This is a genomic window from Celeribacter indicus (genome assembly GCF_000819565.1).
GTDB lineage: Bacteria > Pseudomonadota > Alphaproteobacteria > Rhodobacterales > Rhodobacteraceae > Celeribacter > Celeribacter indicus.
In genome coordinates, this window is the sequence record NZ_CP004393.1 from 499,057 (window position 1) to 515,243 (window position 16,187).

The window sequence follows — 16,187 nt, forward strand, 5'->3', positions numbered from 1 at the left end:
TCATTCCTTCCGGCTGGCCAGTGCATTGATTGCGGCAACGGTGATGGCCGAACCGCCGAGCCGTCCCGCGACCACCAGCGCGGGAGCGGGCGGATCGGCGATCAGGGCGGCTTTCGCCTCCGCCGCGCCGACGAAGCCCACGGGGCAGCCGACGATCGCGGCCGGGCGCGGGCAGGCGGGATCCTCGAGCATGTCAAGCAGGTGGAAAAGCGCGGTCGGCGCATTGCCGATCGCGACCACCGCGCCCTCCAGCCGGTCGCGCCACAGTTCCAGTGCGGCGGCCGAGCGGGTATTGCCCATGCGTTTCGCCAGATCCGGCACCCGCGCGTCCTGAAGCGTGCAGATCACCTCGTTCGCCGCGGGCAGGCGCGGGCGGGTGATCCCCTCCGACACCATGCGCGCATCGCACAGGATCGGTGCGCCGGCTTCGAGCGCAGCCCGAGCGGCCTGCGCGAAATCCGGGGTAAGACGCACATCGCGTTCCAGCCCCACCAGCCCCGCCGCGTGGATCATGCGCACGACGACGGGCTCCTCGTCGGGGGTGAAGGGGGACAGGTCGGCCTCGGCGCGGATTGTCGCGAAGCTCTCGGCATAGATCCTGGCACCGTCGGTTTCATAGGTGTGGGGCATCAGAGGTCTTTCTTCAGCAGGGCCGATCCGGCCAACAATTCGTTTTGGCTCAGGGCACGCCGCGCCGGCGGATCCTCCGCGCGCCCGTCGAGCACGAGGTCGAAGCGGTCGTCGCCGGTCGCGACAAGGGTCATGTCGCTCGGTGCGGGACGGGCGCAGCCCTTGGTGCAGCCGGAGACGTGCAGATGCGCCTCGGGCGGCAGGGAGGGGGCGAGGGCGCGGGCGAGCGGCCGGGTCGCGGCCAGCGCCTGCGGACAGTCCGGCGCGCCGGTGCAGGCGTCGATGCGCAAGCGCGGATCGGAGGGCGAGGCGATGAGGCCCGGCAGCTCAGGCACCGTCGTCGCGCCCTCGATCAGCAGCATCCGCCACGGCGTGAGCCGCAGCGCACCGAACTCCGCCAGCGATGTCAGCAGGTCCGCTTCCATCCGCCCGAATTCCAGCGCGACGAGAACGCCCCCCTCGCAAGGACCGGGCGCAGGCGGCTGCCGTCCCGCGCCGCGAGGGACATGCGTCCAGGGGGCGGGAGGCCGTGCCCCCTGCGCGAGATGCCGCGCCATGCGGCCGCGATTGTCCTGCACGCCGCCGCTCGTCACGAACCATTCCGCGAGATCGAGCGCGGCGCGGGCGGCCGTCTTCCGAGTGACCGGGCGCCCGGTCTCCATCCCGTCGGCGCGGCAGATCAGCCCCTCGCCCGCGCGTTCGATCCGGATATCGGCGGCGACTGTACCGAGAACGGGCTGCGCGCCGCAATCCACGGCGAAGCCGAACTTGCCCGAAAGCGCGGGGGCGTCGTCAGCGCGCAACGCCTGCGCCAGGTCGCGCGCGACGGCCTCGCTATCGTCGCCCGCACGCCAGAACGGGGTGATGAGGATGTTGCGCCGCGCCTCGGCCTCGGGACTGGCGTCGATCAGTCCCATTTCGCTCAGGGCGGCGATCAGGGGCGGGTGGCTGTCCTCGGACACGCCGCGCAGTTGCAGGTTCGCACGCGCCGACAGGTCGATCCGGCCGTTGCCGTGGCGGCGCGACAGGCCGGCAATCCCGAGGGCCTGTTCCGGGCCCATGCGGCCGAGCGGCAGGCGCAGGCGGACGACGAGCCCGTCGCCCGAGCGCATCGGGCGCAGCGCGCCGGGGCACCAGCCCCGAATGACCGGGTCGCTCATGTCTCTTCCTCCAGAAAGGTCCGGCTCGAATTGCGCCGGGTTTGCCACAGTCCTGCCGCGGCCAATTGACGAAACCGCTCGCGCAGCGCGGCGAGCGCCTGCGGATTCTCGGCCTCGAGGAACGCCACCAGATCCGCGCGCCCCAGCGTCGCCTCGAAATAGAGATCGAACAGATGCGGTTCGACTACCCCGGCGAGATGCGCGAAGGCCGCGAGGTGATCGAGCGTCGCCGCGATCTCTGCTCCGCCGCGAAATCCGTGCCGCATCATCGAGCCGATCCAGTCGGAATTGGCCGCCCGCGCCCGCAACACCCGCGCCACCTCCTCGGCCAGGGTGCGCGCACGCGGCGCCTCGGGGCGGGTGGCGTCGACGTGATAGAGCGCGGGTTGCGTCGGTCCCATCCGTGCCATCGCGGCGGCGAAACCGGCCTCATGGGCGGCATAATCCGCCGCCATCAGGAGGTCTGTCTCGGGCAGATCCTGCAAATGCACGAAGCTGTCCGCCGCGGAAAGCCGCTCCTCGAGCGCCTTGCGGGCCGGCGTGACCGCACCGTGCGCGTCGATCGCGTGGCTCGAGGCGGCAAGCCAGGCCTCCCCCGCCATCAGCCGCGCCTCGGCGGTGAACTCCTCAATGGCGGATCCCATGTCGAGTCCGTATTGCCCCGGCTTCGGACCGAAGACGCGGGCGATGCGGTCGAGATAGGGGTTCTCCGCGGCGGGTTCGTCGCGCTCGGCCAGGGCCGCGCAGGCGGCCTCGAACATCTGCGCGAGCCCGGCAAAGACGTCCCGGAACAGCCCCGAGACCCGCAGCGTCACGTCGATCCGGGGCCGGCCCAGCAGCGGTGGCGGGATCACCTCGAACCCGCTCACGCGCTCGCTGTCCTCGTCCCAGCGCGGCCTGATGCCCGCGAGGTGCAGCGCCATGGCGAACTCCTCGCCGGCCGTGCGCATCGTCGCCGATCCCCAGAGATCGACCACCAGCCCTTTCGGCCAGTCGCCCTGGTCCTGGAGGTGGCGGCGCAACACTTCCTCGGCGAGTTTCACCCCCTGCGCATGGGCGGCGCGCGAGGGCACGGCACGTGGATCCGTGGTATAGAGATTGCGTCCACTGGGCAGGACGTCCGCGCGCCCCCGGTAGGGCGAGCCCGACGGTCCCGCGGTCACGAACCGTCCGCACAGGGCCGCCATCAGTCCCGCACGCTCGGCCGCGCCGCAGGCGCCCTCGCCGAAGACATGCAGCCCCTCGGGGAATTGCGCCTCCTTGATGTCGCAGACGAACCGGTCGATGCGGGTGATCGCCTCGGCCGCGCTGGCCTCTTCCGGGATCCCCAGATCCGCCTCGACTCCGCGCCCCTGCGCCTCGGCGCGGATATCCGCGATCAGCCGGTCGCGCCGGGCGGGATCGAGCCCGTCCGCGGTCGAATATTCGTCCAGAAGGTGTTCGAGCTGGCCGAGCCCTTCCGGCAGTTTCGTCTGTGCCAGTGGCGGGGGCAGGTGTCCGATCGTGACCGCGCCGGTCCGCCGCTTCGCCTGTGCCGCCTCGCCCGGATCGTTGACGATGAAGGGGTAGACGACCGGCAGGGATCCGGTCAGCGCCTCGGGCCAGCAGGCCTCCGACAGGGCAACCGATTTTCCGGGCAGCCATTCGAGCGTGCCATGCGCGCCGACGTGGATCAGCACATCGATCCTGCTCCGCAGCCAGAGGTAGAAGGCGACATAGCCGTGGCAGGGCGTGCGGGCGAGATCGTGGTAGTCATCCTCGCGCTTGTTGACCTCGCCGCGTTCGGGTTGCAGCGCGATCAGCGCCTGTCCCGCGCGCAGGGCGCGAAACCGGAAGGCGCCGTTGCAGAAGGCGGGATCGTCCTCGGGCGCGCCCCAGGCGCGGGCCAGATCGTCGCGCAGCGCCATGGGCAGGGCAGCCAGCGCGGCGCGATACGCCTCGAGCGGCCAGCTCTCGACCTCCTGCCCCAGACGCACGGCCAGATCGGGCACAGGCGTCGCGTCATATCCTTGACCGGCAAGTTCGGCGAGGATCTTTCCGGTGGATGCGAAGGCGTCGAGCCCGACCGCATGGGCGATCTGGTACGCGCGTCCCGGATAGGTCGACAGCACGATCGCTGGCCTGCATCCGGCCGCGGGCAGGGTGGAAAGTCTGTGCCAGCCCGCGACCCGATCCGCGATCGCTTCGACCCGCCCTTCATCCGGCTGATGGATCAGGCGGGAAAATTCCAGGTCCGGGTCGCGCGGGGCGCGGGCCTTGAAACTGGCGACGCCGGCAAAGATCCGGCCGTCCACCTCGGGCAGCACGACATGCATCGCGAGATCGGCGGGCGAGAGCCCCCGCTCGCTCTCCGCCCAGAGCCGGCGCTCCGCTGTCGAGAGAGCGACCTGAAAGACCGGACAACCCGCGGCGTCGAGCGGCGAGGGCGCGCCATCCGGTCCCTTCGCGGAAAAGGCGGTGGCGTTGACGATTGCCGCCGGGGCAAGGCGCGCGATCTCCCGGCGCAGCCAATCCGCGATCGACGCGATCTTGAGCGACGGGGCGAAGAGGCCGAAGGCGTCGAACCCCCGCGCCTCGAGCGCGGCAATCAGCGCCTCGACGGGCGCGGTATCGGCTGCGCTCAGGTAGGAGCGGTAGAAGGTGACGAGCGCGAGCGGCCGGTCGGGGGGCTCGGGCGGGGGTACGACCCCGGCGCCGGGGCGGTAGAACCCGGCTTCCGGCACCGATTTCAGCCCCGCGACGGGCTGCGCATAGAGCCCCGCGGCGAGCGCGAGCTGTGCCAGCGCCGCCTGCGCTGCGACCGCCCCGCCCGCATCGCACAGGTGCTGCAAGCGGCGCAGGGTCGAGACGGGGAGGGTAGAGAGCGCGTCGAGCCGCGGATCCGGTCGGCCGTCCGCCGGCAGCACCGCAAGCGCCATCCCGCGCCTCCGCGCGAGATCCTGGAGCGTCGCGAGCCCGTAGGGCCAGTAGCTCTCGCCGCCGATCAGCCGCACGAGGATTCCCTTTGCCCCCTCGAGGGTCTGCTCGGCATGGACATCGACCGAAAGCGGGTGACGCAAGGCCGCCAGGTTGGCGAGGCGCAGCGACGGCAGCGGAGCGCCCGTGTCGCGTGCCCGGTGCCAGCCAGCCGCGAAAGCCCCCAGATCGCTGTCGGAGAAGGACAGCGCAATCAGATCGGCGGGGCTCTGCCCCAGATCCTGCGGCAGGTCCGTCTCCTCGAGACCGTGGCTTTCGCGGAAAACGATGTGCATCGTCGCTCAGGCTCCCAGCACCGCGCGGATCGCCGCCTCGTCCACATTGTCGTGCTCGGCGATCACGACCAGTTCCGAACGCCGCGGCTCTCCGCCCCAGGGCCGGTCGTATTGCGCCCGCACCCGCGCCCCCACAGCCTGAACGAGCATCCGCATCGGTTTGCCCGCGACCGCGACATACCCTTTCACCCTCAGAACGTTCTGCTCGCGCGCGAGCCGGCCGATCGCGTCCTGCAAGACCTGCGGATCCGCGATTTCGCCCATGCCCACCACCACCGTGTCGAAGTCGTCATGCTCGTGATCCTCCGCGCCATCGTGGTGGCTGGGCCGGGCGTCGATGTCGTCCTCGGCGGCCGCGCCGAGCCCCAGAACCACGCGCGGATCCACCGCACCCTCGGTCACCGTCAGGATCGGGACCGGGCGGGGGGCCTCCGCCTCGACCACCGCACGGGCCTTCGTCACGCCGTCCTCGCCCGCCAGGTCTGCCTTGGTCAGCAGCACGATATCGGCGCAGGAGATCTGGTCCTCGAAGACTTCCGACAGCGGTGTTTCGTGATCCACACTCTCGTCCGCCTCGCGCTGGGCCTGAACCGCGGCCGGGTCCGGTGCGAAGAGCCCCGCCGCCACCGCCTCGGCATCGGCGAGCGCGATTACACCGTCCACGGTCACGCGCGAGCGGATCGGCGGCCAGTCGAACGCCTTCAGCAGCGGTTTGGGCAGCGCGAGCCCCGAGGTCTCGATGAGAATGTGATCGGGGCGCTGCGGCAGGGCCAGCAGGGCCTCGATCGTGGGGATGAATTCGTCCGCGACCGTGCAGCAGATGCAGCCATTGGCCAGCTCGACGATGCTCTCGGCCGGGCAATTCTCGTCGGCGCAGGATTTCAGGATATCGCCGTCCACCCCGGCGGTGCCGAATTCGTTGACCAGCACCGCGAGGCGCCGGCCTTCGGGATTGGCCATGAGATGACGCACCAGCGTGGTCTTGCCAGAGCCGAGAAAGCCGGTGATGACTGTGACGGGGATTTTATTCAGATCGGACATCTGCAACTCCTTTGGGGTCAGTCCTGCGGCGGAAGCCGGGCGATGGATTGCTTGCGGAAGATCTCCGGGCGCTCGCGCCAGGGAACGCGCCCGTCCTCGCTCGCGGCATAGCGCGCCGCGCCCTCGAGGATCGCCTCGACATGGCGGTCGGGATCGAGGTCGCCATAGATGTAGCTCCAGCGCTTCGGCCCGCCGGAAAGCGCGATGGTGCAGCCGCGCGTGCAGGCCGACAGGCAGGCGACGGGGCGGATCGTGACAGTGTCGGGCAGGCACGCCGCCTCGAGCCGCCCCAGCAGGCGCGCTCCGGGACGCGGCTCCTCCGTCTCGGGCGGACCGCCCGCGACGCGCCGGCAGGTTTGGCAGATCATCAGGGTCACCCCGCCCATCTCGCAGTCCTCCAAAGGGACGATGCGGGAGCGGAAGGCAGGAGAGGCGGTGGACAAGCCATCTCTAGCCGGCCGCGACACACCCCGTTCGCCCGAAACAAATCTGTGCTGGCAGGTCTCCCGGCTTGCGGATCCCGGAGCATTGCGCTCCTGCGGTCCACCCGCCTTCCCGGCACATTGGCCAGTGGCTTCGGGCGGACCTCTCCGGTCACGGTCGCGGGGGCGGCTGCGCTTTGACCTTTGCGGTCTGTCGCATTCCCTCTTCGCCTGTCACAGACAGGAACCAGCTGGCCCTCACCTGAGGCAAAGCCGGTGTGGTTGTCAAGGACGGGATGGCAGGGATGCGTCCATCTGCGCCGGCCAGCACCGCTCTTCGCCATCGGGAGAGGAGGCTGAGTGAGAGGGACTGCTGCGGTGGCGCAGGACGCTCCGGGAGAACAAGGCTAAGCGCCGGATCCGTCCGGCTATGCCGGAGCATCTTGCAGGGCGGCGAATGTGCGACGGATCCTGTCGATCAGATCCGTCTGCGGCGCGGAAAAGACGGTCTTCCTGTCGTAGATCAGGAACAGGGGCATGGTGAGCTCGATCCCAGGCGTGCGCACGATGCGGAGGCCTTCCCTTTCGAGATCGGCGGGCAGCGCGCTCTGGAAGACGAAACCCGGCCCGATATCGGCGCGAATGGCAGCCAGGATCGGCTCCGGATGTCCGAATTCCAGCACGCTGTTGGTCCTCACCACCCCTGCCGTGCGCAGCGCCTCGTCGATCAGCTCGCGCGCGATCTGTCCCTTCATCGGCGTCACGAACGGCAGGGAGGCGAGTTCGGACAGGGTGGCGACGTCGCCCACCAGCGTACTGTCGAGAGCCGCGACGAGGAATAGCGGCTCCTTCCAGAGCAGCTCGGTCTCGAGCCGCGACGTGTCCTGCGTCGGGTCGATCAGCGTCACGCCGAAATCGCAATCTCCGGACAGCACCGCCTGCGTCGCGAGGTGGGGGCTGGACATCGACATGCAGACCTTGGCAGCCGGATATTCCTTGTGAAACCGGATAATGATATCGGGAAGTTTATAAGTTCCGACAACCATGGCCGCCGCGATCTTGGTCTGGCCCAGCACGCCCTTCTTGATGTCGGCGAGATCGAGAAGCATTTCGGAGCTGCGTTGCATGACCTCCGTCGCCCAGGAATAGACCCGTTCACCCGCCTGCGTCAGTTCGATATTGCGCCCCGTCTTGCGGACCAACTGCGTTCCGAGGCTGTCCTCGAGGCTGCGCAGATGCGAGGTGACGGCGGGCTGCGCGATGTTGAGCCGCTCGGCGGTTCGGGTCACGCTCGAATACCTTGCGATCATGCAGAACACGTTGAGCTTGTGCAGCGTCAGATTGCGCGAATGCAGGAATTCGCTGGTCAGGGCGGTGAGCGGCGCCTGGGGCGGGGATTTCGTCATATCGGCTCGGACTTCGGTTTCGGGCGGCTGCCGGCGGCGGGGGCGGGCGGGATCGTGCCCGCAGACCGCCCTCCCGCCGCAGGGTTGCGCGATACAGCATAGCCGAAAAGCGCGATTTCCAAAGCCTTTCCTCGCGAGGCCGGAGCCGGGCGGCAATCTCCATTCATAAGTTTTAAGTTATGAATTTTTTGCAGGTTGATATTGGACAAACCCGCCTCCGATTTCGAAAAATAACGGAAACAAGGCATGCAGGACGCCCGAGCGTTCCTGCGCAAACGGGAGGACATCGCGCCATCGTCCATGAGGGGGTGGCACATCGGCGGCACCGGAGGAGACGACCCGTCCCGCCGCCGCGATACAGCCATTGTTTCTGGGGCGCAGGCTCTCGAACTCCGCACGGAAGATGCAGGGGAGAGCAGGCGCGGGGCCATGGGAGGAGGCCGCCATGAACGCATCGCACAAGACGAGAGTCTCATTGACACAGGAGCAGATGGTGCTCGCCATTTCCGGCGTGCTGTTTGTCGCCTTCTCACTGTTTCTCGACAATTTCTTTCAGATCTCGAACCTTCTGTCGCTGTTGCAGAACGTGTCGATCCTCGGAGTCCTGGCGGTCGGGATGGCTGTGGTGGTGATCGGCCGCGGCATCGACCTGACGATGGTCGCGGTGATGGTGTTCTCGACCGGCTGGGCCTTCGTGCTCGTGTCCCGCGGGATGCCGATCGAGCTGGCACTTCTGCTGGGCATGCTGCTCGCACTCGGGATCGGCATCGTGAACGGGATCCTCGTCGCCTATGTCGAGATCCCGGACATCTTCGCCACGCTCGCGATGGCCACCGTCATCGCCGGGTTGGGGCGGTTCGCGCTCGTGCCCAGCGACAACATCTTCATCGGCGGCGACCTGGGCTGGCTGTCCGCACTCGGCACCGGCACGCTTGCGGCGATCCCGATGCCCGTCGTGCTGTTCCTCGTCATCGCCTGTGTCGCCTTCGTGGGCCTGCGCCTGACGCGCTACGGAGCCTTCATCTACGCCATCGGCGACAACCCCCTCGCCTCGCGCAACAGCGGCATTCCGATCCGGCCGATCCGCGTCCTGATGTACGGCATCTCCGCCTTCGTCGCCTTCTGCGCCGGGCTGATCATGGCGATGACGGTGTCCTCCGTGAACACCAAGCTCGCCAATTCGACGATGATCTACGACATCATCCTCGTGGTGGTGATCGGCGGCATCGGGCTTGCCGGGGGCAAGGGCAGCATCCGCAACGTCATCGCCGGCACGCTGCTCATCGGATTGCTGCTCAACGGCATGACGATCATGAACATCAGCTATTCGGCGCAGAACATCATCAAGAGCCTCATCCTGCTCTTGGCGATCATCGTCGACTCGGTGGTCAACCCGCGGGACGAACAGACGTCCCAGCAGGGCGATATATGAACAAGAATATTGAGAACAAACGCATATGAACATGTCTCAGGGGAGGAGAAACATGACACTGACAAGGTTGAGAAAGGCCCTCGGCATCGCAGCGCTCGCGGGTGCTGCCCTCGGAACCGCCGCGCCGGCATCGGCGGAACGTCCCGATGACGGTCTGGTCTTCACGTATCAGGAGGCCCTCGCGGGCAAGAAGGTCGCCTTTGTCCCGATCACCATGGGATTCGATCTTACCCAGGGCTGGATGGCCGCGGTGCAACGCGACGCGGACCGGCTCGGATACGAGCTGACGATCCGCGACCCCAACTGGAACGTCGACGCCGGCGCACAGGCGATCGAGCAGCTCATCAACGAAAAGCCCGACCTGCTGATCGTCCACAACAACGACATGCAGGCCTATACCAAGCTCATCCGCAGGGCGATGAGCGCGGGCATCAACGTGATCCAGATGAACCTGAAGACGCCGGTCAATTCCGACGCATTCGTGGGCGGCGACTGGTACGACGTCGGGGTCAAGACGGCGCAGGAGGCTGCACGCTTCTGCGGCGAAGGGACCTCGGGCAAGATTGCCGTGGTGCAGGGGCCGGTGACCGCTCCGCCGAACCAGCTCGGTGTCGCCGGGGTCGAGGACGCCCTGGCCGAATACCCGGAGATCCAGATCGTATCCAACCAGGCGGCGGACTGGGATGCCTCGAAGGCGCGGTCCATCGCTTCCACGATCATCAAACAGCATGGCGATCTCTGTGCCTTCATCGGGTTGTGGGACAACATGGATGTCGGCATCGCCGCAGCCATCCGCGAGGCCGGGCTCACCGACCAGATCAAGCTCGTGTCCACGGGCGGCGGGAACCAGGAATTCGGTTGCACCAATCTCGAGAACGGATCCTTCGCGTCCTACGTGAAGGTCGATACCCGCGATCAGGCGCACCAGCTTGCCGAAACGATCCAGATCCTGTTGCAGACCCGGCCGGAGCCGGGATCGCAGCCCTTCGGCCTCTATACCGAAAACAAGATCCTGACGCCGGACAACATCGGCCCCGGTTCGTGCTGGACCCTCGACGGGATCCGGGCGGGCGACTGAGCCTCGCTGCGCCCCAAGGCGCGGTCGCCGGATTCGCGGCGACCGCCTCTCGCACCTTCGGAGTTTTAGAATGAGCGTGAACGAAACGTATCTGCGCTGGCGCTACCGCTATATCCCGGATCATGTGCTGGGCGAGGTTCTGGCAAAGAACTGGATCGACAATGCGATCCCCGTCCTCTTCCTGGCGATTGCCGTCGCGGTATTTTCCATCCTCATCCCCGGCTTTTTCACGGTCGGCAGCCTGTCGACGATTGCCCGCGTCCTCGGTGAATACATGTTCATCTGCATCGGCATGACGCTGGTGCTGAAGGCCGGCGGCATCGACCTCAGCGTCGGTTCGAACTTTGCCCTGTGCAATTTCGGCGCGCTCTACCTGGTGAATGCGCTGGGGATGCCACTGGTCGTGGTCATTCCCGCCGTCCTGCTCCTCGGTGGGCTGGTCGGTGCGCTGAACGGGGTGCTGATCGGCTACATGCGGCTGCGCGCCTTCCTGACCACGCTCGTGACGCTGATCCTCGTGCGCGCCATCGTGGAACTGTTGTCGCTGAATTACGGGGTCGAGGCGTCCTATCCCGCCTCAGAGGTGCCGGCATGGGATTATCTGGGCCTTGCAACGATCCTCGGCCTTCCGGTCTCCCTCTTCGTCGCCGGCATCGTCGCGATCGCGATCCATGTCCTGATGACCCGGATGCGTTTCGGCTGGCATCTCAGCGCGGTCGGGGGGTCGCGCCGGTCGGCCTATAACGTCGGCCTGCCGGTCAAGCGGATCGTGGCGCAGACCTATGTCATGTCGGGCGTGCTGACTGCGGCGGGGGCATTGTTCTATGCCTCGCGGCTGGGCAGCATCGGCGGCTCGGTCGGTGTCGGGCTCGAGATCGTGATCCTGACCGCAGCGGTGCTGGGCGGCAACAGCCTCGGCGGCGGGCGCGGCTCGGTCGCCAAGGCCATCATCGGCACAGTGATCGTGGTGCTGGTGACGAACGCGCTGGTGCGGCTCGGCCTGCGCACGGGGGCGAACGACCTTGTCCTGGGTCTGATCCTGCTCGCGGCCGTGGCGATCGACGTCAAATGGGTGAAGAACCGGCTGAAGATCCTCAACCGTGCCTATGTCTCCCCGACCTATTTCGCCCTTCCGCCCTGTCCCGAAACGGTCGAGGGATCGTCCTCGATCTACGAGGTCAACGACAAGCTGGCGGTGGCCGAGCCCATCGGGCTGGGTGAACTCGACGGACCCGAGGACATCATCCTGGACGAGGACGACAACCTCTACTGCGGCAGCCGCCACGGCGACGTGATCCGGTTCTTCGCCCCCGACTATAAGCGGCACGAGGTCTATGTGCACATCGGCGGCCATCCGCTTGGCATGGCGTTCAATCGCGACCGCGAGTTGGTCGTCTGTGTCGGCGGCATGGGGCTCTACAAGGTCACGAAGGACCGCAAACCGGTGAAACTGTCGGACGAGACCAACCGCTCGCTGTTCTCGATCATCGACGATTCGCGCATGCGCCTCGCCGACGATCTCGATATCGCGTCGGACGGTCGGATTTTCTTTTCCGAAGCCACCATCCGATACGAGATCCACGACTGGATCCTCGATGCGCTCGAGGCGCGCGGCAACGGCCGGATCATCTGTTACGATCCGCGCGACGGCTCGTCCCGCACGGTCCTGCCGAACCTCCAGTTCCCCAACGGCATCACCATGGTCGGGGATGACCAGTCCTTCCTCTTTGCCGAGACCTGGGGCTGCCGGATCAACCGCTACTGGTATGACGGCCCGCGCAAGGGTCAGCGCGAGGTCGTGATCCCCGACCTGCCGGGCTATCCCGACAATATCAATCGCGCCTCGGACGGCACATTCTGGTGCGCCGTGATCGGCATGCGTTCCCCGACCTTCGACCTGGCGCAGCGGATGCCGCAGTTCCGTCGGCGCATGGTCTATCGCGTCGCAGCGGACGAGTGGATGTATCCCAACATGAATGCCGGCTGCGTCTTCAAGTTCAGCCTCGAGGGCGAGATCCTCGACGTGCTCTGGGACCGCGACGGGGTCAAGCATCCTTCGATCACCTCGATGCGCGAGCACAAGGGCAAGCTCTATCTCGGCGGGCTCTTCAACGACAGGATCGGCGTCTACGACCTGCCGGACGCGGATCCGCACTGGACGGGCATCGGACATTACTGGGGAGCGAAGAACGATGAGTAACGTCTTTTCCCGCGCCATGGACCGGTTTCGCGGCAGCGGCAGCGCCGCGACCAGCATCCCGCCGATGGACGGCGCGCTGCGTCCGAACACGCGCATCGATGACGCCGACGTGCTGGCGACGGTCACCGCACCGGATGACATCGTGGCGACCCCCGAGGGGCTGCGGCTTTCGAGCGGGGCAGATCTGCTGAGCCTCACCCAGGACGGCACGACACAGCTCCTCCGGACCGAAACGAGCGAGATCACCTGCCTTGCCAGCGACGGCGCAGGGGCGTTGGCCCTCGGTCTCGACGAGGGGCGGCTGGTCATTCGCGGTGGCAGGCATGACGGGCGGGTGCTCATCGAACTGGATGGGGAGCCGGTCCTCGCGCCCTCCGCGGCGATGTTCGAGGATCCCGACACGCTCCTTGTCTGTCTTGCGAGCCGGGACAACCCGATGCGGGAGTGGAAACGCGACCTGATGACGAAGCGCGCGAGCGGATCGGTCTGGCGTGTCGATCTCGCCTCCGGGGCCGCGACCTGCCTCGCGCGCGACCTGGCCTTCCCCTACGGGATCGCGCGGACCGGAGAGGATGGCGTCCTCATCTCGGAAAGCTGGCGGCATCGGGTGCTGCGGCTCGCGCCGGACGGGCGCCGCACGGCAGTGCTCGACGAGCTGCCCGGCTACCCGGCGCGTCTGGTGCCCGAAGCGGATGGGCCGGGCTTCTGGCTGACGCTTTTCGCGCCGCGCACGCAGTTGATCGAATTCGTCCTGCGTGAGGAGGAATACCGGCAGCGGATGATGGACACAATCGCGCCGAACTACTGGATCGCGCCGTCGCTGCATCCGCCAAGCTCCTATCTCGAACCGCTACAGGGCGGGAGCCTGAAACAGCTCGGCGAACTCAAGCCCTGGGCGCCCTCGCGCTCGCTCGGCATCGTGCTGCGGCTCGACCCGGCGGGGCACGCCACGGAAAGCCTGCATTCGCGGGCGAACGGGCTGCGTCACGGCGTCACCGGCTGTCTGCCATCGCAGGACGGCCTGATCATCTGCTCCAAGGGCGGCAATCTCGTCGTCCGCGCGAAGATATAGGTGAAGATCATGGAGACATCGCCCCTTATCGAAATGCGGTCCGTCACCAAGGAATATCGCGGTGTTCCCGCGATACGGAGCGTGGATTTCCGGCTTCTGCCCGGCGAGATCCACGCGCTGCTGGGAGAGAACGGCGCGGGAAAATCCACCCTGACGAAGATCATGGCCGGCGTCACCCAACTGAGCGCGGGCGAGATGCTGCTCGACGGAACGCCCGTCTCCTTCGCGACGCCCGGCGAGGCCCTGGCCAATGGCGTCGCCATGGTGTTCCAGGAAACCAGCCTCGTGCCCAGCATGACCGTCGCTCAGAACCTGTTTCTGGGTGAGGAAAAGCTCTTCAACCGCCTGCGCGGCATCTACATCGCTGCGCAGCAGTTCATGCAGTCGCTGAATTTCCAGGTCGATCCCTGGGCCGATGTGGCGACGCTGGGCGCGGCCAAGAAACAGATGGTCGAGATCGCCCGCGCCGTCCGGCAAAAGGCCCGCGTCATCATTTTCGACGAGCCCACTGCGACGCTGACGCCGGAGGAGAAACGGCATTTCTTCGCGCTGGTGAACGATCTGAAGGCGCGCGGGGTCGCGGTGATCTTCATCACCCACGCGCTCGAGGAGGCGCTGACCATCGCGGACCGGATCTCCATCCTGCGCGACGGCGAACTGATCGCCAGCGACGACGCGAACAGGTTCGACCGCGACACGGTCGTTCAGGCGATGGTGGGCCGCACGCTCTCCGACGAACTCTATCACAACCATGGCGAGGACAGGATCCGCAAGCCGGGCCGCAAGGTGCTTTCGGTGCAGAACCTTTCGATGTCCAAGATCGTGAAGAACAATTCGTTCTCGGTCTATGCCGGACAGATCACCGGCGTGTTCGGCCTCATCGGCTCGGGACGCAGCGAAGCCGCAAAGGTCGTCTGCGGCATCTACAAGCGGGATTTCTTCCACGGCGGCGAGGTCTGGCTCGAGGACCGGCGGGTGCGCTACCGCACGCCGCGGCCGGCGGTGAAGGACGGGATCGTCTATGTCACCGAGGATCGCAAGATCGAGGGTTTCTACGAAAGCATGTCGATCGCAGAGAACATTCACCGCGCCGCGCAGGCGGCGAATGTCAGCGCCGGCCTCTTCGTGAACATGGCGGAGATGCGGTCGATGGCAGAGGCATGGAGCAAGAAGCTCAACATCCGCGCCATCGACCCGGATGCGCGCGTCATCGAACTGTCGGGCGGCAACCAGCAGAAGGTCGTGATCGCGCGGGCGCTCGTGCAGAAGCCGAAGGTGATCTTCTTCGACGAGCCCACGCGCGGGGTGGACGTCGGTGCGATCTCCGAGATCCATCAGCTGATCAAGGACCTGGCCGAGCAGGGGATCGCGATCGTGGTGATCTCTTCTTACCTGCCCGAGATCATGAACCTGTCGGACCGCATCCTCGTCTCACGCGGTGGACGGATCGTCGAGGAATTCACACCCGAAGAAGCAACGGAGGAGCGCATCATGTATGCGGCGGTGCATTGATGGCGGACGGTATCGGAAAACATCCGCCCGCGGGGGGGCGCATCTGTGTCCTCGGGGCGGGATTCATGGGCTGCGTGATCGCGACGCTCTACGCGCACCACGGCTATGAGGTGGTGCTGTGCGACAGTGAGCCCTCCATGCTCGACAGCTATCGCGACCGCGCGCGCCCGATTGCCGCGACGCTGGCCGGCGACCCAGCCGCCGCGGAGGCGATCGTGGCGCGCGTGCGGGGCGAGGCCGCGCTGCCGGAGGCGGTGGCCGGGGTCTTTCTGGTGCACGAGGCGGTGCAGGAGGTGCTGGAGACGAAACAGGCGGTCTTTGCCGAGCTCGACCGGCTCTGCCCGCCGGAGGTGGTGCTGGCGACGAATACCTCGTCCTTCCTGATCTCCGATATTTCGGCGCGGGTCACGCACAGGGAGCGGGTGCTGGGCATCCATTACATCACGCCCGCCCATATCATCCCGGTGATCGAACTCATCCACGGCGAGGCCACGCCGCCGGAGTTGGTCGAATGGGGCCGCGCCTTCGTGCGCAGCATCGACCATGTCGGCGTGGCCTGTCCCGAACGCCCCGGCTTCCTGATCAACAAGATCCAGTTCGCCATGCTGACCGAGGTCTACCGGCTGATGGACGAGGGGCTTGCGACGCGCGACGACATCGACGCCGCGGTGCGTTTGAGCATCGGCCCGCGGCTGGCGCTCTGGGGGCCGCTTCTGACCGAGGATCTGATCGTGTCGAAGAAGACCGCGCTGGCGGTCACGGACTCGCTCTGGCGGCAGACGGGGGACGAAAGCTACGCGGGGCGGAAGGTGCTTCGCGATCTGGTGGACGAGGGGCATCTCGGCGCCGTCACGGGGCAGGGCTGGTACACCTTCGACGCTCCGGCGGGGCAGGTGGTCGAGGAGCGGGACCGGCAGTTGCGGACACTGCTCGACTGGCTGCGGGACGCGGATCCCGTGGGACATCTGAATGTCCGCTAGGCA

At 67.0% G+C, this 16,187-nt stretch carries 13 protein-coding genes and 1 riboswitch; of the genes, 6 read left to right on the forward strand and 7 right to left on the reverse strand.

Going from position 1 to position 16,187, the window contains the following annotated elements; all coding sequences use genetic code 11:
• The 7 genes from P73_RS02515 to P73_RS25450 all read right to left on the reverse strand — a co-directional run bounded on the left by P73_RS02515 (position 1) and on the right by P73_RS25450 (position 8,119).
• Entirely contained in the window at positions 1–630 is a 630-nt protein-coding gene (locus P73_RS02515; RefSeq protein WP_043868311.1) for a precorrin-8X methylmutase, read from the reverse strand.
• Positions 630–1,790, reverse strand: a complete 1,161-nt coding sequence (cobG, locus tag P73_RS02520; RefSeq protein WP_043868312.1) for a precorrin-3B synthase — start codon at positions 1,788–1,790, stop codon at positions 630–632. The genes P73_RS02515 and cobG overlap by 1 nt, the downstream gene beginning before the upstream one ends.
• Positions 1,787–5,041, reverse strand: coding sequence for a cobaltochelatase subunit CobN (cobN, locus tag P73_RS02525; RefSeq protein ID WP_043868313.1), 3,255 nt, complete (start codon positions 5,039–5,041; stop codon positions 1,787–1,789). The genes cobG and cobN overlap by 4 nt, the downstream gene beginning before the upstream one ends.
• Positions 5,042–5,047: 6 nt before the next feature.
• Positions 5,048–6,082, reverse strand: coding sequence for a cobalamin biosynthesis protein CobW (gene cobW / locus P73_RS02530; RefSeq protein WP_043868314.1), 1,035 nt, complete (start codon positions 6,080–6,082; stop codon positions 5,048–5,050).
• Positions 6,083–6,099: 17 nt separating this feature from the next.
• Positions 6,100–6,468 carry a DUF1636 family protein gene (locus tag P73_RS02535; RefSeq protein ID WP_052453003.1) on the reverse strand — a complete coding sequence of 123 codons (369 nt, stop codon included), beginning with the start codon at positions 6,466–6,468 and terminating at the stop codon, positions 6,100–6,102.
• Positions 6,469–6,561: 93 nt separating this feature from the next.
• A riboswitch (cobalamin riboswitch) is annotated at positions 6,562–6,771 on the reverse strand.
• 161 nt (positions 6,772–6,932) lie between these two features.
• On the reverse strand, positions 6,933–7,910 hold the full coding sequence (locus tag P73_RS02540; RefSeq protein ID WP_052453004.1) for a LysR family transcriptional regulator: 978 nt from the start codon (positions 7,908–7,910) through the stop codon (positions 6,933–6,935).
• Positions 7,907–8,119, reverse strand: a complete 213-nt coding sequence (locus P73_RS25450; protein ID WP_139267212.1) for a hypothetical protein — start codon at positions 8,117–8,119, stop codon at positions 7,907–7,909. Before P73_RS25450 ends, P73_RS02540 begins: the two co-directional genes overlap by 4 nt.
• Positions 8,120–8,355: 236 nt before the next feature.
• Between P73_RS25450 and P73_RS02545 the strand changes: the two genes are divergently transcribed.
• From P73_RS02545 to P73_RS24710, 6 genes are all read left to right on the forward strand, one after another.
• Complete coding sequence (locus tag P73_RS02545; protein WP_043868315.1) at positions 8,356–9,342, forward strand: ABC transporter permease; 987 nt, start codon at positions 8,356–8,358, stop codon at positions 9,340–9,342.
• 52 nt (positions 9,343–9,394) lie between these two features.
• Positions 9,395–10,420, forward strand: a complete 1,026-nt coding sequence (locus tag P73_RS02550; RefSeq protein ID WP_043868316.1) for a sugar ABC transporter substrate-binding protein — start codon at positions 9,395–9,397, stop codon at positions 10,418–10,420.
• Positions 10,421–10,490: 70 nt separating this feature from the next.
• Positions 10,491–12,620, forward strand: a complete 2,130-nt coding sequence (locus tag P73_RS02555; RefSeq protein WP_043868317.1) for an ABC transporter permease — start codon at positions 10,491–10,493, stop codon at positions 12,618–12,620.
• Positions 12,613–13,692: an SMP-30/gluconolactonase/LRE family protein gene (locus tag P73_RS02560; protein WP_043868318.1), complete on the forward strand. Its 1,080-nt coding sequence runs from the start codon at positions 12,613–12,615 to the stop codon at positions 13,690–13,692. Before P73_RS02555 ends, P73_RS02560 begins: the two co-directional genes overlap by 8 nt.
• 9 nt (positions 13,693–13,701) lie before the next feature.
• Positions 13,702–15,204 (forward strand): sugar ABC transporter ATP-binding protein, encoded by a 1,503-nt coding sequence (locus P73_RS02565; RefSeq protein WP_043871338.1) that lies wholly within the window; start codon positions 13,702–13,704, stop codon positions 15,202–15,204.
• Positions 15,205–15,269: 65 nt separating this feature from the next.
• Positions 15,270–16,184 carry a 3-hydroxyacyl-CoA dehydrogenase family protein gene (locus P73_RS24710; protein WP_175474791.1) on the forward strand — a complete coding sequence of 305 codons (915 nt, stop codon included), beginning with the start codon at positions 15,270–15,272 and terminating at the stop codon, positions 16,182–16,184.
• The last annotated feature ends 3 nt before the right edge of the window (positions 16,185–16,187 follow it).

Bases quoted from the DNA above. Each gene is read 5' to 3' on its own strand.
- P73_RS02565 (WP_043871338.1), top strand. From the start codon at position 13,702: ATGGAGACATCGCCCCTTATCGAAATGCGGTCCGTCACCAAGGAATAT.
- cobW (WP_043868314.1), bottom strand. From the start codon at position 6,082: ATGTCCGATCTGAATAAAATCCCCGTCACAGTCATCACCGGCTTTCTC.
- cobG (WP_043868312.1), bottom strand. From the start codon at position 1,790: ATGAGCGACCCGGTCATTCGGGGCTGGTGCCCCGGCGCGCTGCGCCCG.
- P73_RS24710 (WP_175474791.1), top strand. From the start codon at position 15,270: ATGGGCTGCGTGATCGCGACGCTCTACGCGCACCACGGCTATGAGGTG.
- P73_RS02555 (WP_043868317.1), top strand. From the start codon at position 10,491: ATGAGCGTGAACGAAACGTATCTGCGCTGGCGCTACCGCTATATCCCG.
- P73_RS02515 (WP_043868311.1), bottom strand. From the start codon at position 630: ATGCCCCACACCTATGAAACCGACGGTGCCAGGATCTATGCCGAGAGC.
- P73_RS02560 (WP_043868318.1), top strand. From the start codon at position 12,613: ATGAGTAACGTCTTTTCCCGCGCCATGGACCGGTTTCGCGGCAGCGGC.
- P73_RS02540 (WP_052453004.1), bottom strand. From the start codon at position 7,910: ATGACGAAATCCCCGCCCCAGGCGCCGCTCACCGCCCTGACCAGCGAA.
- P73_RS02535 (WP_052453003.1), bottom strand. From the start codon at position 6,468: ATGGGCGGGGTGACCCTGATGATCTGCCAAACCTGCCGGCGCGTCGCG.
- P73_RS02545 (WP_043868315.1), top strand. From the start codon at position 8,356: ATGAACGCATCGCACAAGACGAGAGTCTCATTGACACAGGAGCAGATG.
- P73_RS02550 (WP_043868316.1), top strand. From the start codon at position 9,395: ATGACACTGACAAGGTTGAGAAAGGCCCTCGGCATCGCAGCGCTCGCG.
- cobN (WP_043868313.1), bottom strand. From the start codon at position 5,041: ATGCACATCGTTTTCCGCGAAAGCCACGGTCTCGAGGAGACGGACCTG.